Source organism: Oricola cellulosilytica, from assembly GCF_019966575.1.
Lineage (GTDB): Bacteria > Pseudomonadota > Alphaproteobacteria > Rhizobiales > Rhizobiaceae > Oricola > Oricola cellulosilytica.
In genome coordinates this window covers 17,339-39,616 of the sequence record NZ_JAINFK010000010.1, presented here as the reverse complement: position 1 = coordinate 39,616, position 22,278 = coordinate 17,339, and the positions used below count along the sequence as shown (strand labels likewise).

Genomic DNA, 22,278 nt, shown 5'->3' with positions numbered 1-22,278 from the left:
CGCGCAATCGGATAAGCTAACCCCATGGGTTCGTTCGATATTCGCCAATTGATCGCACAGGGCGCCGATTTCGCCGGCTCGCTGGAGCGCTATCTCGCCCAGCCCTGGACGCTTTATCAGTTGCTGATCATCGCGGTCTGCTTCGCGGTTTCCTACCTGCTGTCGCTGAAGATCGAACCGGCGCTCGAAGGCCGTGCGCGGCAAATCAAGGGCAATCCAGGCCTGCTGCGCGTCATCGCCGCATTCATGCGGCGCACGGAATGGATCCTGTTCATCGTCGCGTTGATGATCATCCGCGAGGTGCTGCTGGCGACGACATGGCCGAGCCGCAGCTACCTGCTGTCGCTTGCGCTCATCCTCGCCCTGACGTGGCTCGCCGCATCGGTTCTCACGCGCATCATCCGCAACAGGGCGCTGGCGCGTTTCGTGGCGCTGTGCGTCTTCCTGTATGTCGCGGCCGGCATTCTCGGCATCCGCGACACGCTCGAGATCGCGCTTGAATCGGTTGCCGTCGATCTCGGCGATTTCCGCCTTTCCGCGCTGTTCGTATTGCGGACGATCGTCGTTACCGCCGTTCTGCTGTGGACCGCGCATCTGGCCGGAAAATTCTTCCAGAACCGCATCGAAGCCACATCGGAACTGTCGCCGTCCTTCAAGGTTCTGGCCGGCAAGGTCGTCAGCATCACGCTGACGGTGCTCGCCGGCGTGATCGCGCTCAATGCGGTAGGCATCGACCTTACCGCTCTGACCATCTTTTCCGGCGCCGTCGGCGTCGGCATCGGCTTCGGCCTGCAAAAGGTCGTGTCGAACTTCATATCCGGCGTGATCATCCTGATCGACAAGTCGATCAAGCCCGGCGACACGATCGAGCTGGGAGACACGTTCGGATGGATCCGCGAGTTGCGCGCGCGCTTCGTGTCGGTGATCACGCGCGACGGACGCGAATACCTGATCCCGAACGAGGACTTCATCACCCAGCAGGTCGTGAACTGGTCGTTTTCGGACAACTTCATCCGGCTCGACGTCGATTTCGGCGTCTCCTACGACAGCGATCCGCATGAGGTCACCCGCATCGCCATCGAGGCGGCGCAAACCGTGGAGCGCGTCGTCGACGCCAAACGGCCGGTCTGCTGGCTGACCGCGTTCGGCTCGTCTTCGCTCGATTTCAAGCTGCGCTTCTGGATCACCGACCCGCAGGGCGGGCTGACCAATATCCGCGGCCAGGTGCTGCTGGCCCTGTGGGATGCCTTCAAGGAAGCTGGCATCGCCATTCCATTCCCGCACCGCGAGATCATCATGCGCACGCCGGTGGAAATCCGCCAGCCGGAATAGGATCCGACAGCCCCGCCCGCCATACCCGCGCGCGCCAACGCCGGGGACCATGCGATCCCCGGCAATGCGTTTTCGATACGACCGGCAAGGCGCCAGATCAGAAGTCCTCCCAATTGTCTTGTTTCACAGCGGCGTTGCCGCCGAAGGCCTGCTTGACCTTGTTCATCACCGACTTGGCCGGGGATTTGGATGGCGCGCGTTCGCCGTCATTCTCCCCAACCACCGCAAGCGCCGGAGCCGATCTCTCCGACCGCAAGCCGCCGGACGAGGGCACGGCGAAGCGGCCGACCAGAGCGGTGAGGCTGTCGGCGTCGCCTGCAAGACGATGGGTCACGGCCGTGGTTTCCTCGACCATGGCGGCGTTCTGCTGGGTGACCTTGTCCATCTGGCCGACAGCCGAGTTGATTTCCGCGAGGCCTGTCGCCTGCTCGCGGGCCGCCTTGGCGATCGAGGCGATATGATCGTTGATGTCGGTGACCTGCTCGGCGATCTTCGTCAGCGCCTCGCCGGTCGCCTTGACCAGCCCGACGCCGCCCTCCACCTCGTCGGTGGACTTGTCGATCAGCGCCTTGATCTCCTTGGCCGCGGTGGCAGAGCGCTGGGCCAGCTCCCGCACTTCCTGGGCGACGACGGCAAAGCCCTTGCCGGCTTCCCCGGCGCGGGCGGCCTCGACGCCGGCGTTGAGCGCCAAGAGGTTGGTCTGGAAGGCGATCTCGTCGATCACGCCGATGATCTTGGCGATCTCTCCGGAAGCGTTCTCGATCCGGCCCATCGCCTCGACGGCGTCGGAGACCACCCTGGCGGACGAATCGGACGCTGACTTGGCCTCGGCGGCCTTGCGGGTGGCCTCGTCGGCGCGCTCCGACGACGAATTGACCGTGGCGGTGATCTCCTCGAGCGAGGCCGAGGTCTCCTCCAGCGAGGCGGCCTGCTGCTCGGTACGGCTAGACAGTTGCTCCACGGCCGACCGCATCTCGCCGGCATTGGAATGGATGGTGTCGATGTTGACCTTTACCTCGGACAGCGTTTCGGAAAGCTTTTCGACCGATTCGTTGAAGTCGACGCGCAGGCGGTCCAGGCTTTCCGTGAACGGCTTGTCGATACGCGCGGTCAGATCGCCAGCGGACAGTTGCTGCAGTCCACCGGCCAGCGCCTCGATCGCCTCGTTGAGGGTGGCCGCCTCGGCGGCCTTGGCGGCCTCGCGCTCCGCGCGTTCCTTATCGGTCAGGTCGCGGTTTTCCTCGGCCTCGCGCTCCATGCGTTCCTTATCGACAGCCGCCTGCTGGAGCACCAGCACCGACTGCGCCATCAATCCAATTTCGTCGCTGCGTTCCGCTCCCTTGATCTCACGCGACAGGTCGCCGTCCGCCACCGCCTTCATGTCATCCCTTAGGCCGGCGAGAGACCGGATGATACCGCGGGTGACCAACGCCATCATACCGCAGACGAGGACCAGAAAGACAATCGCCGCCGTCGACTGATAAATCTTGGAGTTTTCAGCCGCTGTCTCGGCACTGCCGAGTTTCATGCGAACATGTTCAATCCCCAGCTCGGCCAATCGCTGCAGATTATCCAGGATCCTCTCTCCGCCGCCGTCGATGGCGTCGTCAATCGCCGCGAATTCGGCTTGCGAAGCATTGTTTTTGATCAGTTCAGGAAGTTGTACCTGTATTGCCTCAGCCACTTCCTCAAGATCGGCGGAGAAGGTTTCCATAAGCTCCGGACGATTGACCATGTTCGCAATATGGCTGGCGGACCGGGTTCCCTCGCGGATCGTCTTGAGGGCGGCGGCAACGGTTTCGGCCCGTTCGGGCAACATGACGCCTTCGTCACGGTCGATGATCGTGTCCATGGCGGCCAGCACCATTTCCAGACCGGCGATGCGCATTTCCTCGATGTTTCGGATTTCGACATTCATCGCCCGCCCTCCCTGAACGGCTTCGACGGAAGTCGAACCAGAGACCCAGCCGATTGCGACAAGACCGATAAAGCCGGCAGCGGTAACCACGCCGATGGCGATCAGTTTCGCCCGAATACTTGCTTCGAGCAGTCCCCGGAATATGCGCATCGATTCTTCTCCTCACTCGCTGTCGCGTGAGCGTGTTCTTTGCGCTCATCGCCGGATTTCCCAAAATGTCTGGATGTTCCCGACCGGCACGTCATCGCCGCTGTCTACGCGGACGTCATGTCCCAAAGGAAACCGAAAGGTTCGGTGGGCCAGTATTTGCCCGCTTCCATTAAGGTTTCGTTACCCACGGTCGGCGAGCGCGGGTGCCAAATCCGAGCAATCCGGCACAAAAAAAGCCGGAGATCAGAGGATCCCCGGCCATGCGTTGCCGAATACCGTGTCGGGCGCGGTCAGAACTCTTCCCACTCGTCCGGCTTCAGCGCGTTATTGCCGCTGACAGGCGGAAGCTTGGCCGCTTGGTGAACCGCGCCGCGGCTTTCGGCGGCGGTCGCGGTTCTTTCTTCCGGGGCCGCCTCCGCGGCGCCGAGCTTGAACCGCCGCAGAAGCCGGTTCAGAGCGTCCGCCTCGCCAGCCAGGCTGTGGCCTGCGGCGGTCGATTCCTCCACCATTGCCGCGTTCTGCTGCGTGCCCTTGTCGATCTCGGAAATCGCCTGATTGACCTCCTGCAAGGTGGTCGACTGTTCCTTAACGGCCTCGACAATTGATGTGACGTTGGTGCTCACCTGCTGCACCTCGGCGACGATCCCTTCCAGAGTTCTTCCCGTCTCGCCGACAAGTTCAGCGCCGTTCTTTACCTGCTCGGCTGAGGCGTCGATCAGGGACTTGATCTCCTTGGCCGCATTAGCCGAGCGCTGGGCCAGTTCACGCACTTCCTGGGCGACGACGGCAAAGCCCTTGCCGGCCTCCCCGGCGCGGGCTGCCTCAACGCCGGCATTGAGCGCCAGCAGGTTTGTCTGGAAGGCGATTTCATCAATCATGCCGATGATATTGCCAATCTTCTTGGACGATTCCTCAATCGCTCCCATTGCAGCGACGGCTTCCCGGACGACCTCCCCCGAGCGCTCGGCGGATGTGCGCGTTTTGGCAACCAGCGAACCGGCTTCGTCGGCGCTCGCGGCCGTTTCCTTGACCGACGCCGTCACCTCCTCGACAGCTGCTGCAGTCTCCTCAACGGAAGCCGCCTGCTGTTCGGTGCGCCGCGACAGATCATCAGTTGCGGAACGGATCTCCGCGGCGCCACTGTCAATTGCCGCGGCGTTGGTACCGACCTGCCGGAGGGCACCGCGCAGTTGCTTGATGGAATGGTTGAAATCGGTACGCAGTTGCTCAAGCGAGGCAATGAAGGGCTCTTCGATCGACCGCTCGAGGTTGCCCTTGGCCAGGCGCTGCAGCGCGTCACCGATCTCCTTGACGGCGTGAATCCGGCCCGTGATATCGGTGGCAAACTTGACGATCTTCATGATCTTGCCGTTCATATCGAAGATCGGGTTGTAAGTTGCCTGGATCCAGACTTCCCTGCCTCCCTTTCCGAAACGCTGGAACTCGGCCGCTTCGAATTCTCCGTTGCGCAGCTTCTCCCAAAAGGCCTTGTATTCCTCGCTGCGGCTATAGGAAGGAGCGACAAACATCGAATGGTGCTTGCCCTTGATCTCTGACAGCTCATAACCCATCGCGGCACAGAAATTCTCGTTGGCGTCGAGGATGTTGCCTTTCGTGTCGAATTCGATCACCGCCTGGGAGCGCGAAACAGCCGCGATCTTCCCTTCGTCTTCCGCAGCTTTCAGCTTGGCTTCGGTGATGTCGGTCGCAAATTTTACAACCTTGTAGGGCTTGCCGTTGCGACCGGCGATCGGATTGTAGCTGGCCTGGATCCAGATCTCCCTGCCGCCCTTGGCGAAGCGCCTGTATTCGCGCGCGTCGAATTCGCCGCGGCGAAAACCCTCCCAAAATTCCCTGTATTCGCTGCTTTTGGCGTATTCGGGATCGACAAACATCGAATGGTGCTTGCCGACAATTTCGTTGCGGTCGTAACCCATCGCCGCACAGAAATTTTCATTCGCGTTCAAGATGTTTCCTGACAAGTCAAACTCGATGATCGCAAGCGACCGATTCATCGCAGCAAGCACCGATGCAGAGTCTCCACTCTTCGCAAGAAGGTCACTGAGCACTTTGATTTCTCCCCAAAGCAGACCGATCCGGGAGCGAGTTCGTCACTGCCGAAGGTTTTTTTTATGCGACATGTTGGGCAACCAACAAAACGGACGTGGGCTTCATGCCACAGGTAACGTACCGCCCGTAATGTCCCGAGTTGTTACGTGACGGAATTAATAAATGCTGAATTTCCCCTCAATCGACCAGAATTCAGAGGTCACAATCGGGGGCTATTTTTAACGGGGTAGTATTTCTGCCCCGGGGCTGCATAAAAAACCCGGGCCGGATCGGGAGATCCGCCCGGGTGCCCGAGGAGCGCACCGGAAGCAGGCCCGGTGGCTCGCGGGGGTGTTAGCCGACCGGACGGGTCATGCGGCTAACTCTTCCAACGTGGCGCCAACGAGCGGTTCGGGATCGAGGAAACAGATCATCTGTTCCTCAAGCGCGACGATCGCCTTGGCAAGCGCCCGCTGCGATTCCGGGAGCACGTCGGGAACAGGCTGCAGGTCCGATCCCTTGATGGTGATCATGTCCGACACCGCCTCCACCAGCAATCCGACCAGCTTCTCGCCCTGATCGATGACGATGATCGCGCTGCGCTCGGACGGATTGGCCGGTGGAAGGCCAATCCGAACGGCCACGTCGATGACCGGGATCACGAGTCCGCGCAGATTGATCACGCCGAGTACGTGCGGGGGGGAATGCGGCATGCTGGTGCAAGGCACCCATCCCCTGATCTCCCGGACGGCCATGATGTCGACGCAGTAGACCTGATCGCCAAGATGGAACGAGATGATCTCGATGAACCGCTCCCGTGCAGTGTCCTGATCCTCAGCCATCAGAAGTCCTCCCACTCCTCGGCGACCGCCGCGTTGCCAGAGAATGCCCGCTTGACCTTGCTCATCATGGATTTCGCCGGGGACTTGACCGGAGCGTCATTCTCGTCGTTGGCCGCGGCCGGCCGCGAGGCGGACGCTTTCCCTCCAGCCATCGTGAAGCGGCCGACCAGGGCTGTGAGCCCGTCGGCATCGCTTGCGAGGCGGTGCGTGACGGCGGTGGTTTCCTCCACCATCGCCGCGTTCTGCTGGGTCACCTGGTCCATCTGGCCGACGGCGGCATTGACTTCCTGCAGGCCGGTCGACTGCTCGCGCGCCGCCGTGGCGATCGACGCGATGTGGTCGCTGATGTCGGTCACCTGCTCGGCGATCTTCGTCAGCGCCTCGCCGGTCGCCTTGACCAGTTCAACGCCGCTCTCCACCTCGTCGGTCGACTTGCCGATCAGATCCTTGATCTCCTTGGCCGCCGAGGCCGAGCGCTGCGCCAGTTCACGCACTTCCTGGGCGACGACCGCAAAGCCCTTGCCGGCTTCCCCGGCCCGTGCCGCCTCGACGCCGGCATTGAGCGCCAGAAGGTTGGTCTGGAAGGCGATCTCGTCGATCACGCCGATGATCTTGGCGATCTCTCCGGACGCGTTCTCGATCCGGCCCATCGCCTCGACGGCGTCGGAGACGACCTTGGTCGAGGAGTCGCTGGCCGATTTCGCTTCCGCCGCCTTGGTGGTGGCCTCCTGGGCGCGTTCGGACGAGCTCTTGACGGTGGAGGTGATCTCCTCCAGCGAAGCCGAGGTTTCCTCCAGCGCCGCGGCCTGCTGCTCGGTGCGGCTCGACAGGCTTTCCACTGCCGTGCGCATCTCGCCGGCATTGGCGTGGATCGTGTCGATGTTGACCTTCACCTCGGACAGCGTTTCGGCCAGTTTCTCGACCGACTCGTTGAAGTCGACGCGCAGGCGGTCCAGGCTTTCCGTGAACGGCTTGTCGATACGCGCGGTCAGATTACCTTCGGACAATTGCTGCAGTCCGCCGGCCAGCGCTTCGATCGCCTCGTTGAGAGTTGCGGCTTCGGCGGCCTTGGCGGCCTCGCGCTCGGCGCGCTCCTTTTCGGTCAGGTTGCGGTTCTCGTCCGCCTCGCGCTCCATGCGGTCCTTTTCGATCGCGGCGTTCTTGAACACCAGCACCGACTGGGCCATCTCGCCGATTTCGTCGCCGCGCCCCTCAAACGGAACGTCGACGCTGTTGTCGCCGGCCGCCAGCTTGCGCATGACCTCCGTCAGCGACGAAACGGCCGAACCGACATGGCGGGTCAGGACGAAACCGAGTACGGATGCAATTGCGACGATAAACAGCGATCCGAGAACAATCGCCCATTCCGCAAACGCGCTGGCATTATCCTTGGTGGCAGTTCGCGAAACGAGAAGTGAGCTTTCGGCCGTATCGAACTCGGCGTGGGCCGCGCGAAGCGCGTCCATCAGACCCTTGCCGGCGCCGGAAGCTTCGATTTCGCGAGCCTGCTCGACAGTGGCCGGATTCTTCATCAGCGCGATTTCGCGCTCGGCGATCTCTGTGCGCCAGTCGTTTTCAAGCTGGCCAACCTTTTGCAGCCGCGCCTGTTGGGCGGGGTTGTCTGAAGTTATTTCCAGAAGTGTTTTCAGAGCCTTTTGAAAATCAGCCTTGCCGGCGATATACGGCTCAAGGAAATTTTCGTCTCCGGAGACGAGGTATCCGCGAACGCCGGTTTCCTGATTCACGACGGACGCTATCAATGTGTCGGAATGACCGAGAACGTTGTAGGTGTGGACGTTCCAGCCGTCGGCTTCCTCGATCGTCCTCAAGCTCATGAATGCCGTTCCGGCAATCGCCAGGAACATCCCAATCAGCAGGGCAAATGTAACGGCGAACTTTGCGCCTATCTTGAATTTACTCAGTTTCATTTCGAACTTCCTCGTGAATCTTGGCAACGGAACCGGCCTCGCCCGTCCTGCGTAGTCGCAACGGAGAGCGTTAAAACGTCTCGATTTTCGAACTGATTCCACTTTTGGTGAACACGCGGGGCGCGCCAAGATTGCGCGAGGCGATCATCGCCCGAACCGTCCCGTGGGTAAAAAATGTCCAAAGAAGATTAATAAACTGGAAAGGCTGACCACAGCCGCCGCAGACACGATCACGAAAGCGTGAACAAAAGTCCGCGAAATGATGGCCGAAGAAAGTTTAGCGGTGGAGCTTACGAATCAAAGCAGTCGCGAGGTTGCCGTGACTCACACCGGATTGTTGAACGTGTCGCAATCCTCGAGCCGCCCGGACTCGAAACCCCTGGTGAACCATGTTCGACGCTGTTCCGACGTTCCGTGGTTGAAACTCTCGGGGACGACATAGCCTTGTGTCCGGCGCTGGATGGCGTCATCGCCGATCTGCGTGGCCGCGTTGAGCGCTTCCTGCAGGTCGCCGGCTTCCAGCAAGCCCTTTTGCGCCGTGAAATGCCCCCAGACGCCGGCGAAGCAATCCGCTTGCAACTCGACGCGCACCGACATCGCATTTTCCTCCGCCTGGCTCATGCGCCCGCGCATGCGGTTGAACTCGGGCAGGACGCCGATGACATTCTGAACATGATGACCGACCTCGTGAGCAAGCACATAAGCCTGCGCGAAATCGCCCGAAGCCTCGAACCGGCGCGCCAACTGGTCGAAAAAGCCGAGATCGATGTATACCCTGCGATCCCCGGGACAGTAGAACGGCCCGGTGGCTGCGCTGGCGAAACCGCAAGCCGAACGCACCTGATCCTCGAACAGCACCAGAGTCGGCTTGGGGTAATTCTTCCCGTTGGCCTGAAAGACACCATCCCAGACATCCTCGGTCTCGGCGAGGACCGTTGCAACGAACTGGGTCGTCTCGTCGTTTCGAACGGGTCCGGCCGGGGCGCGCTGCGTTTGCGGGGCGATCCGATCATAGGACGCTCCGCCGCCGGCCTGATCAAGAAGCAGCAACGGGTCGATGCCGCAGGCTTTGAGAACGAAAAACAGAACCACCATCATGACGATCCCGGACAGACTGCCGCCCCCGGTGCGGATCATCCGTCCGGTGGAGGGGATACGAACCCTGGGCGAACGGGGAAAGCCGATCGGAATGGAGCGACCGCTGCCCCTGCCACGCATGTCCTGGATGTTTCCGCTCTGGCGCCTGCCTCTCCAACGCATTGGCGTCCTCTCCAAAGTTCGTGCGATCACCTAAGACATGAACGCAGTTCGTAACGAATGGTTCAGCGTCTACGGACTGTTTTGGGAGCCAATTGCCGATCGCTCCAATCGTACCGCCGCCATTAATCCGCTGATAACCCCACCTTGCAACCATTGCCGCAAGATCAGGCACCAAAAACATGACATCGAGCCAAGACAACACGACATCCCCGGATCCGGAGGACAAACGCACAAGCCCGCGCCGGCGGGTCCTGAAGGAAGCGTTTGCCTCGTTCAACGAGCAGTTCAGCGCGGTCCCCTGCCGCGTCCGCAACATGAGCGAAAAGGGCGCGATGCTGCATTTCGACGACATGTCGCTGGTCCCGGACGAGTTCATGCTCCACGTGCCCCTCGACGGCATCAAGGTGAAATGCCGGCGAGTCAGAAATGCCGGACCCTATTGCGGGGTCGAATTCATTTCCGCCCCAGAGCGTTCCAATATGCACCGCCGCCAGATTGTCGCTCCGACGCGCGCGGATGATGAGAGCGAACGGGCACGCCCGGCGCCACGCGATGACGGCGGACAACGGGCGGCGGAAGCACCTTCGGCGCCACCCTCCCGCCGCAAGCCCACCTTCGGACGGCGAAGCTAGGTTCAGTGTTTCCGTCAGCCGCCGGCAGCGAGCTGCGCCGAGGGTCCGTCCTGCTTGACCCGCTTCCAGTGCGCCGGAGCGACGCCGACGGTCTTCTTGAAAGCCCGGCTGAACGCCGCTTCCGAACTGTAACCGGCCGCCGCGGCAATGGCTCCCAAGGTCGAGCCACCCCCCAGCAATTGCGCGGAAGCACTCTGCATGCGCCATTGCCGCAGATACGACATCGGCGAAACGCCGACAAAATTCCTGAACCGCTCTGCCAGCATCGTGCGGGAAAGCCCTGCCTCCTTGGCTAATTGGTTCATCGTCCACGCCTTCGACGGCTTCCGGTGCATCAGAGTGAGGGTCCGTCCGACATGGGGATCGCGCAATCCGGCAAACCAGCCGGTTCCATCTGGAGGCAACCTAGCCACATAGGCGCGCACAATTTCTATAAAGAGGAGTTCACTAGTCTTGCTCAGCACGGTATCGCTCCCGGGGCCCCGGGACGCCGCTTCGGTCAGCACATAATTCATAAGGCCCCGGATCGCCGGCTGATTTCTGCATTCATCGGCCCTGACATGAATGATCGGCGGCAAGGCCTCGATAAGCGGATTGAAGGGGCGGTTGTCGCAGCCGAAAAATCCGCAGAACAAGCGGGCTTTCTCCGGTCCGCCGCCGCCGGAGTCCACGACAAGTGGGAGCGCACGCCCTCCCGTGGGCAGCTGCTTCACGCTGAAATCCGGAGCGCCTTCCTCAAGGGTGCTGGCCAATCTGTGCCCGTTGCCGTGCGGAAATGCGATGAGGTCGCCACGTGAAAGCCGAACGGCATCGCTGTCTAATCCCCGAATTTTCGCCCAGCAGGCGCCGGCCGCGACTATGTGGTACCCGATAACGTGCTCACAGTTCGGCATTACCACGCGCGCAATCGCCTTCGCCGCAGGTGCCTCGGCTGCCCAAGGGGAGGTGGCACGAACGTCAAAGAAAACGGTCCCCTTTAGCCTGACCGCGCGCAAAACCTCGGATAAGACGTCTGTTTCCATCCCGCGCTCGCCCTTCCTGCTCTCGCCCGAGCGCACTCTCGGCGCGGCGACAACCAGTTCCGGACGTTCTGTCATGAACTTCGGCGGCGCGATCATGGACCCACAAAATCACCGTGTCTAGGATTCCCGCCAGTGCGAACCATCGTTCGCGCCAAGCGAAGAGGAGGCTCACCGATGAAAATCCGTGCATTTCTGACAACCGCCTCGTTGGCCCTGTTTGCAGCGTTCCCAAGCAGTGTGAGCGCAAGCGACGCGCTAATGCTCTCTCCGGGCGATCTGAACTGGTCGACCGGACCGAAGACGCTGCCGGGTGGCGCGGAGGTGACTGTGCTGTCCGGAAATCCGGGAAAGGAAGGGCCGTTCGTATTGCGCCTACGCTTTCCGGAAGGCTACGCCATTCCCGCTCACCGTCATTCGAAGGTTGAGCACGTCACCGTGCTCGAGGGCGACTTCAACTACGGTCTCGGCGACGTTCTCGACCGGGGCGCAAGCATCGAGCTCGTGACGGGTTCGTTCGTCAAAATTCCCGCCGAAACCGCGCATTTCGCGTGGACCGAAAACGGCGCTGTGATCCAGCTTCACGCGGATGGCCCGTTCGGGATCACATATCTTGATCCGAAGGACGATCCGCGGTCAGCGAGCGCTTCCAACTAAAGGGTTGTGGAGATCAGTCCGCGCGGCCGACGGCGCCGCGCGGGAGGAATGGCAAATGACACACGACAATGCGAAAACCCTAGTTCTCGGGCTCCTTCTCGGCACGGTCGGCATGTCAATCGGCCTAATGCTGGCAACCGGGCTGCAGGTCACGATGGCGCCCCCGATTACCCTGCTGCCGTTTCCGGTCGTGAACATGAGTTGGGCGTTGATGCTCTTCCTACTGGTCAGCCGGGATATGCGCACTGCCTATTTCGGGACTGTGGTGCTTGGCGTTTCCGTCGCCGGATTTCCCTTGCTGGTGTTCAGCAGTGCGCTGGGACCGGCGCCGGAAATCCGGCCCGCGCATTTCGTCGGCGTGACCACCGACATCGTTCTCGGCCTGGGTCTCGCTGTCGTAAGCGGCCGGGCCCTGCTCATGCGGGCCTAAGAGATGACAGCCGTCTTAGGCGGCTGCGTCCCTGCCTGTGACTTTCGAATTTTCGGGGTTTTCCCGCCCCGCACGTTCCCCTATAAGCGCTCGAAATCGAAACAGCCCGCAGATCAGCCCGCTCGGCATCGCCGTCGGGTTTTTTTGCAGGCGCGCGAAACGGAACTCCCATGCCGAAACGCTCCGACATCGACACCGTCCTCATCATCGGCGCGGGGCCGATCATCATCGGACAGGCGTGCGAGTTCGATTATTCAGGTACGCAAGCCTGCAAGGCGTTGAAGGAAGAGGGTTACCGCATCGTGCTGGTCAACTCGAACCCGGCGACGATCATGACCGATCCGGAACTTGCCGACGCCACCTATATCGAGCCGATCACCCCGGAAGTGGTGGCGCGCATCATCGCGCGCGAACGCAACGAGCGGCCAGACGAAAAGATGGTGCTGCTGCCGACCATGGGCGGGCAGACTGCGCTCAATACCGCGCTGTCGCTCCAGCAGATGGGCGTGCTCGAAAAATACGACGTCGAGATGATCGGCGCCAAGCCGGAGGCAATCGACAAGGCGGAAGACCGCAAGCTGTTCCGTGAGGCGATGGACCGGATCGGCCTCGAAAGCCCGCGCTCGGTTCTCGTCAACGCATCGGACATCAAGGACGCCGACCGAAAGGCGCACGAGGCACAGCGCGCGGCCCTGAAGGCCGAACACTCCGGCAAGGCGCTGGATGCCGCCCTCGACGCGCTCGAGCAGCAGTGGCGCGACGAGACCTCCGAGCGCAAGCAGCGCTACATGACGCATGCCATGGGGCTCGCCGCCCAAGCGCTCGAGGAAGTCGGCCTGCCGGCGATCATCCGTCCGTCGTTCACGCTTGGCGGCACAGGCGGCGGCATCGCCTACAATCGCTCGGAATTCTTCGAGATCGTCGAGAGTGGGCTGGACGCGTCGCCGACCACTGAAGTCCTCATAGACGAGAGCGTGCTGGGCTGGAAAGAGTACGAGATGGAGGTGGTCCGCGACAAGGCGGACAACTGCATCATCATCTGCTCAATCGAGAACGTCGATCCGATGGGCGTGCACACGGGCGATTCGATCACCGTTGCCCCTGCGCTGACGCTGACCGACAAGGAATACCAGATCATGCGCAACGCCTCGATCGCGGTGCTGCGCGAGATCGGGGTCGAGACCGGCGGATCGAACGTGCAGTTCGCCGTCAACCCCGAGACCGGGCGTCTCGTCGTCATCGAGATGAACCCGCGTGTCTCGCGCTCGTCGGCGCTCGCTTCGAAGGCTACCGGCTTCCCGATCGCCAAGATCGCGGCCAAGCTCGCGGTCGGATACACGCTCGACGAACTCGACAACGACATCACAGGCGGCGCGACGCCGGCCTCGTTCGAACCGTCGATCGACTATGTCGTGACCAAGATCCCGCGCTTTGCCTTCGAGAAGTTTCCCGGCGCAGCACCAGTGCTGACCACGGCGATGAAATCGGTCGGCGAAGTCATGGCGATCGGCCGCACATTCGCGGAGTCCTTCCAGAAGGCCCTTCGCGGCCTGGAAACCGGCCTGACCGGCCTCGACGAGATCGAGATCCCCGGACTCGACGAGGGCGACGACAAGAACGCGATCCGCGCGGCGATCGGCACGCCCACGCCCGACCGGCTACGCATGGTGGCGCAGGCCTTCCGGCTCGGCTTCACCATCGACGAGGTACACGCCGGCTGCCGGATCGACCCGTGGTTCCTCGACCAGATCAAGACGATCATCGACATGGAAGCGCGCATCCGCGAGCATGGCCTGCCGGTCGATGCCGACAACCTGCGCATGCTCAAGGCCATGGGGTTCTCGGACCAGCGGCTGGCAACCCTTTCCGGAAAGGCGGAAAAGGATGTCGCCCAGGCGCGTCATGGGCTTGGAGTACGCCCGGTCTTCAAGCGGATCGACACCTGCGCCGCGGAATTCGCATCGCCGACGGCCTACATGTATTCAACCTACGAGACGCCGTTCGCAGGCACACCGGCCAACGAGGCCGGAATCTCGGACCGGAAGAAGGTCGTCATCCTCGGCGGCGGCCCCAACCGCATCGGCCAGGGCATCGAGTTCGACTATTGCTGCTGTCACGCCGCCTTTTCGCTGCGCGATGCCGGGTTCGAAGCGATCATGATCAACTGCAACCCGGAAACGGTCTCGACGGACTACGACACGTCCGACCGGCTGTATTTCGAGCCGCTGACCGCCGAGGATGTGCTGGAGATCCTGCGCCTGGAGCAGGAAAAGGGCGAACTTCTGGGGGTTATCGTCCAGTTCGGCGGGCAGACGCCGCTCAAGCTTGCGAATGCCTTGGAGAAGGCCGGAATCCCGATTCTCGGGACGTCTCCCGACATGATCGACCTTGCGGAGGACCGTGACCGTTTCCAGAAGCTCCTGACGAGGCTCGACCTGATGCAGCCGAAGAACGGAATCGCCTATTCGGTCGAGCAGTCGCGGATGGTGGCCGCCTCGCTCGGCTACCCGCTTGTCGTGCGCCCGTCCTACGTGCTCGGCGGGCGCGCGATGCAGATCATCCGCGACAACCAAGCGCTCGATTCCTATCTGCTCGGCACCGTGCCCGAACTGATCCCGGAAGACATCAAGGCGCGCTATCCGAACGACAAGACCGGCCAGATCAACACGCTGCTCGGCTCCAATCCGCTGCTGTTCGACACCTATCTGACCGATGCGACGGAGGTCGATGTCGACTGCCTGTGCGATGGCGAGAACGTGTTCGTTTCCGGCGTGATGGAACATATCGAGGAAGCCGGCATCCATTCCGGCGACAGCGCCTGTTCGCTGCCCGTCTACTCCCTCGGCACCGGCATCGTCGAGGAACTCGAGCGCCAGACGGTCGCGCTGGCCAAGGCGCTGAATGTCGGCGGCCTGATGAATGTGCAGTACGCCATCAAGGACGGGGAGGTCTTCGTTCTGGAGGTCAATCCGCGAGCCTCGCGCACGGTACCCTTCGTCGCGAAGACCATCGGACTTCCGATCGCGAAGATTGCGGCCCGGATCATGGCCGGCGAGAAGCTCGACCCGGCGATTTCGAATTACGGCGAAAAGCGCGACATCTCCGGTCTCGATCATATCGCGGTCAAGGAAGCCGTGTTCCCGTTCTCCAAGTTCCCCGGCGTCGACACGCTGCTCGGGCCGGAAATGCGCTCTACCGGCGAGGTCATGGGCCTCAACCACGATTTCGCGGTGGCCTACGGCAAGGCGCAGCTCGGCGCGGGCGTCGACCTGCCCAAATCGGGCACGGTGTTCATCTCGGTCAAGGACAGCGACAAGGCGCGCGTGCTGGAAACCGCAAAGTTGTTCGGCGAACTCGGCTTTTCCATCGTCGCCACCGGCGGCACCCAGCGTTTTCTCGCGGAGAACGGCGTTTCTGCGGTGAAAATCAACAAGGTGCTGGAAGGCCGCCCGCATATCGAGGACGCGATCCGGAACCGGCAGGTGCAACTCGTCATCAACACGACCGAGGGCAAAAAGGCGTTGTCGGACTCCAAACCGCTGCGTCGCGCCGCGCTGATGAACAAGGTGCCCTATGTGACGACGATGGCAGGGTCCCTCGCATGCGCCAAGGCGATCCGTGCCATGGGCAAGGACGAGCTGCAGGTCAGACCGCTTCAGAGTTATTTCCACTGATAAAATAATCGCTTCACGCGAATAATTCTTCAGTGCGGCACTGTTTTCATCGGCCGAGCCCTCATCTATCCTTTCGCAAGGGCAGGAGGCAGCCATGCCGAAGAATATCGTGATCCTGTGCGATGGAACATCGAACGAAATCGCAAGAGACCGGACGAATATACTGCGCCTCTACGGATGCCTGCGAAAGAATGCCAACCAACTCGTATTTTACGATCCGGGCGTCGGTACCTTCGGCGGTGCGAATGACTGGCTAAGCTGGACGCGCAAGGCCAAGGAGATCTGGGGCCTGGCAACCGGCTGGGGCCTCGATCAGAACGTCAAGGAAGCCTATCGCTTTCTCGTCGAGAATTTCGATCCAGGGCGCGCAAAGACCGCAAAGCGGCCCGCCGTCCCGGCAGACGCCATATATATTCTCGGTTTCAGCCGCGGCGCCTACACCGCACGCGTGCTCGCCGGTTTCATCCATGCCTTCGGCGTCATGAAACGGGAAAATCTCAATCTGCTCGATTACGCATACCGGACCTACAAGGGAATAAGCGACCAAGACATCCCGCCGGACAGCGACGAGGACGATAGTAGGGATTCCGGCACCGCCTTCCGTACGATGCGACTCTACGAACGCACGCTTGACCCGCACCGGCCCGACATCGAGGCGCTCGGCTTGTTCGACACCGTTGCGTCAGTGATCGAGATGGGGCGCTGGTTCCCGCATTTGCGGACCCATCCTTTCACAAAGAAGAATCCGAGCGTCAGAGTGGTGCGGCACGCGGTCGCGATCGACGAGCGGCGCACGATGTTCAACCCGGTGCTGTGGGAGCCCGGCGGGTATTTCAGCGGACCGCCCTTCAAGAAGCGCGATCCGGAGCCGCAGGATTTCAAGGAAGTTTGGTTTTCCGGCGTGCATGGCGATGTCGGCGGCGGATACCCGGAAAAGGAAAGCGCCCAAGCGAAGCTTCCCCTGATATGGATGATTCGCGAGATCGAGGCGCTTGGTCTCAACTTCTATGAGCCGACGGTCAGGAAGATCGTGCTTGGCGAAAATCCGAAATTCCCCAAATATGTCAGACCCGGCGTTTATCAGAACCTCAACGAGTCCATGATCGGCGCCTGGCCACTGGTCGAGTTCGTGCCGCGGCGCATTCCGGCGACGTCGTTTCGCAGAAGGGGCAAGAAGGGCATCTATATACCGTTTTTCGACCTGCGTCTGATCGCCGATGACGCGACAATCCACGAATCGGTGTTCAAGCGCATGGAAAGGGACGACTCCTACAGGCCGGAAAATCTGCCGCAGAATGCTGCGCGCCACGAAGAGTCAAAGACCGCGCGTTGACTGGTCCGGTCGTCAAAAGGTTGCGGCGGGTCGCTCTCCCCTTTGCAAGGGTCTTGAAACAGCCTATAGTCGACACGAACTGAATATGCGGTTCCTGAGCTTTCGCTCCGGGGACCGTTTTCTTTTGTGCAGCCTCTAGTCGCCCCGCATTAAAGAAGTGAGACCGGCCCGAACAAGAAGAGGACAGGCCAGATGGATACAGCGCCGATGACCGCAAACGGATATGCGCAGCTGAAGGAAGAATTGCGCTGGCGCCAGCAGGAGGAACGTCCGCGCATTATCGAGGCGATCTCGGAAGCGCGCTCTCATGGCGACCTTTCGGAAAATGCGGAGTATCACGCCGCAAAGGAGGCGCAGTCGCACAATGAAGGCCGCATCGGCGAGCTGGAAGACCTCATCAGCCGCGCGGAGGTGATCGACATCTCCAAACTGTCCGGCACGAACGTGAAGTTCGGTGCCACCGTAACGCTCGCCGACGAAGACACCGATCAGGAAAAGATCTATCAGATCGTAGGCGACCAGGAGGCCGACGTTAAGGCCGGCCGTATCTCAATCTCCTCCCCGATCGCGCGCGCGCTGATCGGCAAGGAGGAAGGCGATTCGATCGAGGTTCAGGCGCCCGGCGGCGCGCACGGATACGAGATCGTCAGCGTCAAATACATCTGACGGCGGTTCATAGCCATTCGAGGTGAACCGGATCGATGGCGCATCAGAGCACTCACGAGACGGTTGACGCGCGGCGAATAGAGGTCATAGCACCGAATTTCAAAAGGCGCCTTTCGGGCGTGACAACCACGATTGTGCAGCTCGTGCCGGCGCAGCGCGCCGACGGGCTGGAAATCGCCGCGTTGGGACCGGGGCTTCCCCGCCATCTGCCGAAATTGCGCTACCGTGACCTGTGGCGGCTCCGGCGGCCGCCGCAAGCACGGGCGCAACGCGTCTGGCACGCCCGCCGCAACACTGAAATGGTTGGAGGTCTCGTTCTGCGGGACGTTTTGCGCATGCCTTTGAAGCTGGTCTTCACATCGGCTTCGCAGCGCCATCACCAGCCGTTCAGCCGCTGGCTAATCAGCAGGATGGACTATGTCGTCTCCACTTCGCGGAAAACCGCCGGATATCTGGAGCGGCCGTCCACGGTCATCCTGCACGGTATCGACCTTGCCCGTTTCAGACCGCCCGGCGAAAAATTCGCGGCCAAGCGGGCAGTCGGTCTCGATCCGAACAGGAAAATCGTCGGCTGCTTCGGCCGGGTGCGCCGCCAGAAGGGAACCGACCTGTTCGTCTCAGCCTTGGTGGAGCCGCTGCGCGCCAACCCGGACTGGATCGCCATCGTTGCAGGCCGCACCACCGAAAAGCACACCGGTTACGCGGCCGAGCTTCGGGCACGCATCGAGGGCGAGGGATTGTCTGACCGTATCCTGTTCGTTGGCGAGCACACCGATATCGAGCGCTGGTACCAGGCGCTCGATCTGTTCATCGCGCCGCAACGATGGGAAGGTTTCGGGCTCACTCCGCTGGAAGCCATGGCCTCAGGCGTGCCTGTGATCGCAACCAATGTCGGGGCATTCCCGGAACTGATCATCGAAGGCAAGACCGGCATTGTGCTGCCGGACCTAGAACCGTCAACGATGCAAGAGGCCGCAAGCCGGTTGATGAAAGATGACGGCATGCGCGCGGCCATGAGTTCGGCCGCGCTGGCACATGTTGCGGCGCATTTCTCCGTCGCACGCGAAGTGGCAGAACTGAGGGCAGTCTATGACGCCGTCTCCCCGCCGGCCGAAACGCGCGCCGGCAATGCGCCATGAACATTCGCGCTCTGGTCATCCATCTGGAGCGTGCGCGCGACAGACGCGCGCAGGTGGACCGTATTCTCGCGGAGGCTCCGGTTCCGGGCGAAGTTCTCGACGCGATGGATGCGCGAACGATCCCGGCGGAGCATCTCGGTGGCTATACGCGACAGCTCCACAAGCCGCGCTATCCCTTCGAATGCAGCAAGGCGGAGATCGCCTGTTTCCTCAGCCACCGCAAGGCGTGGCAGGCGATCGTCGACAAGGGGTTGGATGCCGGCCTGATCATCGAGGACGATGTGGAGTTCGCGCCGGGATTCAAAGAGATATACGAACATGCCTTGTCCGTGGTGCAGCCCGGCGATTTCGTTCGCTTCGCGAAAGATAACAGGGAACGAGTCCGGCGACCTCTCCTTCAGGACACCGCCTGTCACGTGTTTGTCCCGAAGACCGTGGGCCTTGGCATGCTGGCACAACTCGTGACGCGCGAGGCCGCCCGGAAGCTCCTCGCGGCCACCGAGGTCTTCGACCGGCCCGTCGATACCCTGCTGCAGATGACGTGGATCACGGGCGTCCGGATGTTGACCGTGCATCCGTCGCCGGTTCGCGACGTGTCTGAAACGCTCGGTGGAACCACCGTTCAACACGGGCGGGGGAAGCCAGCCAAACTCCGCCGTGAAATTGTGCGCCCCCTTTATCGAATTGCAATCAATCGGCGTTCGCGGCGGGAGCGACCTTAATTGCGCGCCGGATGCAGAAACACGTCATCGGGATCCGGCTCTGACCGATCCTGCTCCGCAGCATACATTTGAAGCAGCGCTGCTTCAGTCATGAACGAATAAACCGCAACTGTACGTGCCTGAATGTAGCCAGCCCATCCGCACAGAAACATTCGCCTACCGAAATATAGCCGTAAAAAATACAGCCAACCGTTGAGTAGGAGGCGTGAACGACGGGGGCCCTTCCGAGCATTGAAAAGCTGTTGTGCCTTGAGCTCAGAGTAATTGACCGCCTTTCTCATCTGCTCGCCAACGGTGAGCGCACGCCGATGCAAGAGGCGTCCCTGTTCGATTGTGCCTGTCTCTCCTTGCACTTGGAGGGCCTCGTGCACAAGACGCGTAACGTCGTAGGCCGCCTTGCCCTTTCGTGAGAGCCGAAGAATCGCATCATTCCGCACCGCCGGCGGGGCGTAACCATACCCGAAAAGGTACGGCACGAATCGGATACGCCATGCGTTAACATCCGTTCGGGCAAGATGGGCTGGAAGCGCCTCTACGAGAGCCCGGTCAGCCCGTTCGTCGGCATCAAGACACAAGCACCATTCACTCGTGCATTGCTCGAGGGCAAATTGCTTCTGACGCGCGTATCCCGGCCATTCCCGCTCGAAGAGCCGGATCGGAAAACCTTCCGCCTTTAGCGCGGTGACGATCTTCAGCGTCCTGTCCGTTGATCCAGAATCGACAATCACAATCTCGTTGCAAAATTCGAGGCTGCGTATGCAGGCCTCAATCATATTCTCTTCGTCGCGGCAGACCACATAAGCAGAGATATTCAAGACTGGGTCGGTCATCGTGAGAGCATCCGCTTTCATTCTTCAGCGCCGGTAGCGCTAACCAAAATTTGCTGAAATGACAGAAGGCTGGAACTTGCAACGTTCGCGAACCTAGCCTGCAATCTGCGCGTCCCCTTGGACTTTGCTTCGGGAGGAAGTCGCCCTTTACTTCAATTGCGCCCTGCGGCAAACAGGCGTGATGAACGGCGTGAGGCGGCGGCGATCGCCATTGGCCGGAGGTTCCCATGAAACTGCGCGATATCGAGACACGCTTTCGCCAAGCGCGGAAGCAAGTAATGAAATCCCTGACTTCTGGCAAGCGCGGCCGGAAGTTTTTGCTCGACATGATGCCCACAAACGTGATGGCCGTCACTGTTGACTGCGGGGATCACAAGATGACCGTTTCGCCGCATGAAATGATTGGCCGGCATGTCTTCGCCACCAACGCGTTTGAGCGTGGCCAACTCACGAGCCTTCTGGATATTCTCAATCGGCGCAACCTGATTTCTCCCAAAGGCAACATCCTCTTGGAGATCGGTGCAAATATCGGAACACATACCGTCTATTTCGGCTTGTCGGAACAGTTTGAGCGCATCATTTCGGTGGAGCCCGATCCGCGGAATCTGGAGTTACTTCGACGAAACGTTTCGGACAACGGGCTTTCGGATATCGTAAAGGTCGTTCCCTGCGCGGCCGGAACCGAAAAAGGCGTCCTGAATCTGAACAGGATCGATGGAAACCATGGCAATTCAAGCCTGTTGAATGAGACCTTGGCAGACGACAGCATCGCAGTGCAGGTGGAGCCAGTTTCCGGCATCCTAAAAAGCGCTGGCATCTCCGAAGCGGACCTTTCACTCGTATGGATCGATGCCGAAGGGTACGAACCGCAAATCTGCCGGAGCATGATCAATCTTATGCGTAGACAGGTTCCGATGATGGTAGAATTCTCCCCGGAATTCTACGGTCCCGCGGGCACACGAGACTTCGCGGACATGCTTGGGGACTTTTATGAGACCTGCGTGATGTTCGAACGCGCTGGGCAGCGGTTGCAGACCGTGGTGAGAACGCGCGATCTCGCTACCTTGAAGTCTCAGCGAGATATCCTGTTTGTTCCACCGGACCGACAGGTCGGGCAGTGAATACACAGTAGCCAGTGGCGGCGCAGAGATCGGCGGAGTTTCGACCGGCCGCGCCCGTCCACCGCTTCAGTGCAGGTCGACCATTCCTTCGTCCTTGACCTTGCGGATAGTCAGGGCGGTGCGGACGGTATCTACGTTTTCGGTGGCGGTCAGTTCCTCCAGAACGAAGGTCTGGAAAGTCTTGAAGTCCGGCGCGACGCAGTAAAGGAAAAAATCGCTGTCTCCAGAGGCCATCCAGGCCTTGCGCACCAGCGGCCAGCCTTGTGTCAGGGTAGCGAAAGCCTTGAGGTCGCTGTCCGACTGGTGGTGGAGGCCGATCAGGCAGAACGCCTCGATTTCCTGCCCGAGTTTCGGACCGTCGAGGATCGCGCGGTAGCCGGTGATGACGCCGGTTTCCTCCAGACGCCGGACGCGGCGGAGGCAGGGAGGCGCGGAAATGCCAACGCGGCTTGCGAGTTCCACATTGGTTATGCGCCCATCATTCTGCAATTCCCGCAAAATGGCCATGTCTATCGAATCGAGGTCGAGGGCGCCTGTCATACAAACTACCTATTGCCTGAATTTCACAGCCGCAAC

18 protein-coding genes are annotated in these 22,278 nt (G+C 61.1%); 10 read left to right on the top strand and 8 right to left on the bottom strand.

Annotated elements, in window-relative coordinates; genetic code table 11:
* The first annotated feature begins 24 nt into the window (after positions 1–24).
* Entirely contained in the window at positions 25–1,332 is a 1,308-nt protein-coding gene (locus LC298_RS17865) for a mechanosensitive ion channel family protein (RefSeq protein ID WP_131571728.1), read from the top strand.
* A gap of 97 nt (positions 1,333–1,429) precedes the next feature.
* Here LC298_RS17865 and LC298_RS17860 read toward each other — a convergent pair whose 3' ends face one another.
* The 5 genes from LC298_RS17860 to ypfJ all read right to left on the bottom strand — a co-directional run bounded on the left by LC298_RS17860 (position 1,430) and on the right by ypfJ (position 9,479).
* Positions 1,430–3,400 carry a methyl-accepting chemotaxis protein gene (locus LC298_RS17860; RefSeq protein ID WP_131571731.1) on the bottom strand — a complete coding sequence of 657 codons (1,971 nt, stop codon included), beginning with the start codon at positions 3,398–3,400 and terminating at the stop codon, positions 1,430–1,432.
* Between the two features lie 290 nt (positions 3,401–3,690).
* Positions 3,691–5,415 carry a methyl-accepting chemotaxis protein gene (locus LC298_RS17855; protein WP_131571734.1) on the bottom strand — a complete coding sequence of 575 codons (1,725 nt, stop codon included), beginning with the start codon at positions 5,413–5,415 and terminating at the stop codon, positions 3,691–3,693.
* A gap of 405 nt (positions 5,416–5,820) precedes the next feature.
* Positions 5,821–6,291, bottom strand: a complete 471-nt coding sequence (locus LC298_RS17850) for a chemotaxis protein CheW (RefSeq protein WP_131571737.1) — start codon at positions 6,289–6,291, stop codon at positions 5,821–5,823.
* A complete protein-coding gene (locus LC298_RS17845) occupies positions 6,291–8,219 on the bottom strand; it encodes a methyl-accepting chemotaxis protein (RefSeq protein WP_131571740.1) in 1,929 nt (642 codons plus the stop codon). Before LC298_RS17845 ends, LC298_RS17850 begins: the two co-directional genes overlap by 1 nt.
* A 324-nt stretch (positions 8,220–8,543) precedes the next feature.
* Complete coding sequence (gene ypfJ, locus LC298_RS17840) at positions 8,544–9,479, bottom strand: KPN_02809 family neutral zinc metallopeptidase (protein WP_131571745.1); 936 nt, start codon at positions 9,477–9,479, stop codon at positions 8,544–8,546.
* A 179-nt stretch (positions 9,480–9,658) separates the two neighbouring features.
* On the opposite strand from ypfJ, the gene LC298_RS17835 reads away from it, so the two are divergent.
* Positions 9,659–10,111 (top strand): PilZ domain-containing protein, encoded by a 453-nt coding sequence (locus LC298_RS17835; protein ID WP_131571748.1) that lies wholly within the window; start codon positions 9,659–9,661, stop codon positions 10,109–10,111.
* 14 nt (positions 10,112–10,125) lie between these two features.
* Here the strand turns inward: LC298_RS17835 and LC298_RS17830 are convergent, their stop codons facing one another.
* A complete protein-coding gene (locus LC298_RS17830; RefSeq protein WP_158284810.1) occupies positions 10,126–11,208 on the bottom strand; it encodes an AraC family transcriptional regulator in 1,083 nt (360 codons plus the stop codon).
* A 99-nt stretch (positions 11,209–11,307) separates the two neighbouring features.
* Here LC298_RS17830 and LC298_RS17825 point away from each other — a divergent pair, with 99 nt between their 5' ends.
* The 7 genes from LC298_RS17825 to LC298_RS17795 all read left to right on the top strand — a co-directional run bounded on the left by LC298_RS17825 (position 11,308) and on the right by LC298_RS17795 (position 19,751).
* Positions 11,308–11,787 (top strand): cupin domain-containing protein, encoded by a 480-nt coding sequence (locus LC298_RS17825; RefSeq protein WP_131571755.1) that lies wholly within the window; start codon positions 11,308–11,310, stop codon positions 11,785–11,787.
* A gap of 55 nt (positions 11,788–11,842) precedes the next feature.
* Positions 11,843–12,217: a hypothetical protein gene (locus tag LC298_RS17820; RefSeq protein ID WP_131571758.1), complete on the top strand. Its 375-nt coding sequence runs from the start codon at positions 11,843–11,845 to the stop codon at positions 12,215–12,217.
* Between the two features lie 170 nt (positions 12,218–12,387).
* A complete protein-coding gene (gene carB, locus LC298_RS17815) occupies positions 12,388–15,891 on the top strand; it encodes a carbamoyl-phosphate synthase large subunit (RefSeq protein WP_131571761.1) in 3,504 nt (1,167 codons plus the stop codon).
* A gap of 94 nt (positions 15,892–15,985) precedes the next feature.
* Positions 15,986–17,224, top strand: coding sequence for a T6SS phospholipase effector Tle1-like catalytic domain-containing protein (locus LC298_RS17810; RefSeq protein ID WP_131571764.1), 1,239 nt, complete (start codon positions 15,986–15,988; stop codon positions 17,222–17,224).
* 192 nt (positions 17,225–17,416) lie between these two features.
* Entirely contained in the window at positions 17,417–17,890 is a 474-nt protein-coding gene (gene greA / locus LC298_RS17805; protein ID WP_131571769.1) for a transcription elongation factor GreA, read from the top strand.
* A 35-nt stretch (positions 17,891–17,925) separates the two neighbouring features.
* Positions 17,926–19,029 carry a glycosyltransferase family 4 protein gene (locus LC298_RS17800; RefSeq protein ID WP_131571772.1) on the top strand — a complete coding sequence of 368 codons (1,104 nt, stop codon included), beginning with the start codon at positions 17,926–17,928 and terminating at the stop codon, positions 19,027–19,029.
* Entirely contained in the window at positions 19,026–19,751 is a 726-nt protein-coding gene (locus LC298_RS17795) for a glycosyltransferase family 25 protein (protein ID WP_131571775.1), read from the top strand. The genes LC298_RS17800 and LC298_RS17795 overlap by 4 nt, the downstream gene beginning before the upstream one ends.
* Here LC298_RS17795 and LC298_RS17790 read toward each other — a convergent pair.
* Positions 19,748–20,581, bottom strand: a complete 834-nt coding sequence (locus LC298_RS17790) for a glycosyltransferase family 2 protein (RefSeq protein ID WP_158284811.1) — start codon at positions 20,579–20,581, stop codon at positions 19,748–19,750. The two genes, LC298_RS17795 and LC298_RS17790, sit on opposite strands and share 4 nt — an antisense overlap.
* 227 nt (positions 20,582–20,808) lie before the next feature.
* Between LC298_RS17790 and LC298_RS17785 the strand changes: the two genes are divergently transcribed.
* Positions 20,809–21,702 (top strand): FkbM family methyltransferase, encoded by an 894-nt coding sequence (locus LC298_RS17785; protein ID WP_131571780.1) that lies wholly within the window; start codon positions 20,809–20,811, stop codon positions 21,700–21,702.
* A 66-nt stretch (positions 21,703–21,768) separates the two neighbouring features.
* On the opposite strand, the gene LC298_RS17780 is transcribed toward LC298_RS17785, so the two are convergent.
* Positions 21,769–22,242, bottom strand: a complete 474-nt coding sequence (locus LC298_RS17780; RefSeq protein WP_131571783.1) for an Lrp/AsnC family transcriptional regulator — start codon at positions 22,240–22,242, stop codon at positions 21,769–21,771.
* Positions 22,243–22,278: the final 36 nt, after the last annotated feature.

What these genes read in the sequence shown, in the direction of transcription:
- LC298_RS17865 (WP_131571728.1), top strand. Translation starts at nt 25, where the DNA reads ATGGGTTCGTTCGATATTCGCCAATTGATCGCACAGGGCGCCGATTTC.
- LC298_RS17860 (WP_131571731.1), bottom strand. Translation starts at nt 3,400, where the DNA reads ATGCGCATATTCCGGGGACTGCTCGAAGCAAGTATTCGGGCGAAACTG.
- LC298_RS17855 (WP_131571734.1), bottom strand. Translation starts at nt 5,415, where the DNA reads ATGAATCGGTCGCTTGCGATCATCGAGTTTGACTTGTCAGGAAACATC.
- LC298_RS17850 (WP_131571737.1), bottom strand. Translation starts at nt 6,291, where the DNA reads ATGGCTGAGGATCAGGACACTGCACGGGAGCGGTTCATCGAGATCATC.
- LC298_RS17845 (WP_131571740.1), bottom strand. Translation starts at nt 8,219, where the DNA reads ATGAAACTGAGTAAATTCAAGATAGGCGCAAAGTTCGCCGTTACATTT.
- ypfJ (WP_131571745.1), bottom strand. Translation starts at nt 9,479, where the DNA reads ATGCGTTGGAGAGGCAGGCGCCAGAGCGGAAACATCCAGGACATGCGT.
- LC298_RS17835 (WP_131571748.1), top strand. Translation starts at nt 9,659, where the DNA reads ATGACATCGAGCCAAGACAACACGACATCCCCGGATCCGGAGGACAAA.
- LC298_RS17830 (WP_158284810.1), bottom strand. Translation starts at nt 11,208, where the DNA reads ATGACAGAACGTCCGGAACTGGTTGTCGCCGCGCCGAGAGTGCGCTCG.
- LC298_RS17825 (WP_131571755.1), top strand. Translation starts at nt 11,308, where the DNA reads ATGAAAATCCGTGCATTTCTGACAACCGCCTCGTTGGCCCTGTTTGCA.
- LC298_RS17820 (WP_131571758.1), top strand. Translation starts at nt 11,843, where the DNA reads ATGACACACGACAATGCGAAAACCCTAGTTCTCGGGCTCCTTCTCGGC.
- carB (WP_131571761.1), top strand. Translation starts at nt 12,388, where the DNA reads ATGCCGAAACGCTCCGACATCGACACCGTCCTCATCATCGGCGCGGGG.
- LC298_RS17810 (WP_131571764.1), top strand. Translation starts at nt 15,986, where the DNA reads ATGCCGAAGAATATCGTGATCCTGTGCGATGGAACATCGAACGAAATC.
- greA (WP_131571769.1), top strand. Translation starts at nt 17,417, where the DNA reads ATGGATACAGCGCCGATGACCGCAAACGGATATGCGCAGCTGAAGGAA.
- LC298_RS17800 (WP_131571772.1), top strand. Translation starts at nt 17,926, where the DNA reads ATGGCGCATCAGAGCACTCACGAGACGGTTGACGCGCGGCGAATAGAG.
- LC298_RS17795 (WP_131571775.1), top strand. Translation starts at nt 19,026, where the DNA reads ATGAACATTCGCGCTCTGGTCATCCATCTGGAGCGTGCGCGCGACAGA.
- LC298_RS17790 (WP_158284811.1), bottom strand. Translation starts at nt 20,581, where the DNA reads ATGACCGACCCAGTCTTGAATATCTCTGCTTATGTGGTCTGCCGCGAC.
- LC298_RS17785 (WP_131571780.1), top strand. Translation starts at nt 20,809, where the DNA reads ATGAAACTGCGCGATATCGAGACACGCTTTCGCCAAGCGCGGAAGCAA.
- LC298_RS17780 (WP_131571783.1), bottom strand. Translation starts at nt 22,242, where the DNA reads ATGACAGGCGCCCTCGACCTCGATTCGATAGACATGGCCATTTTGCGG.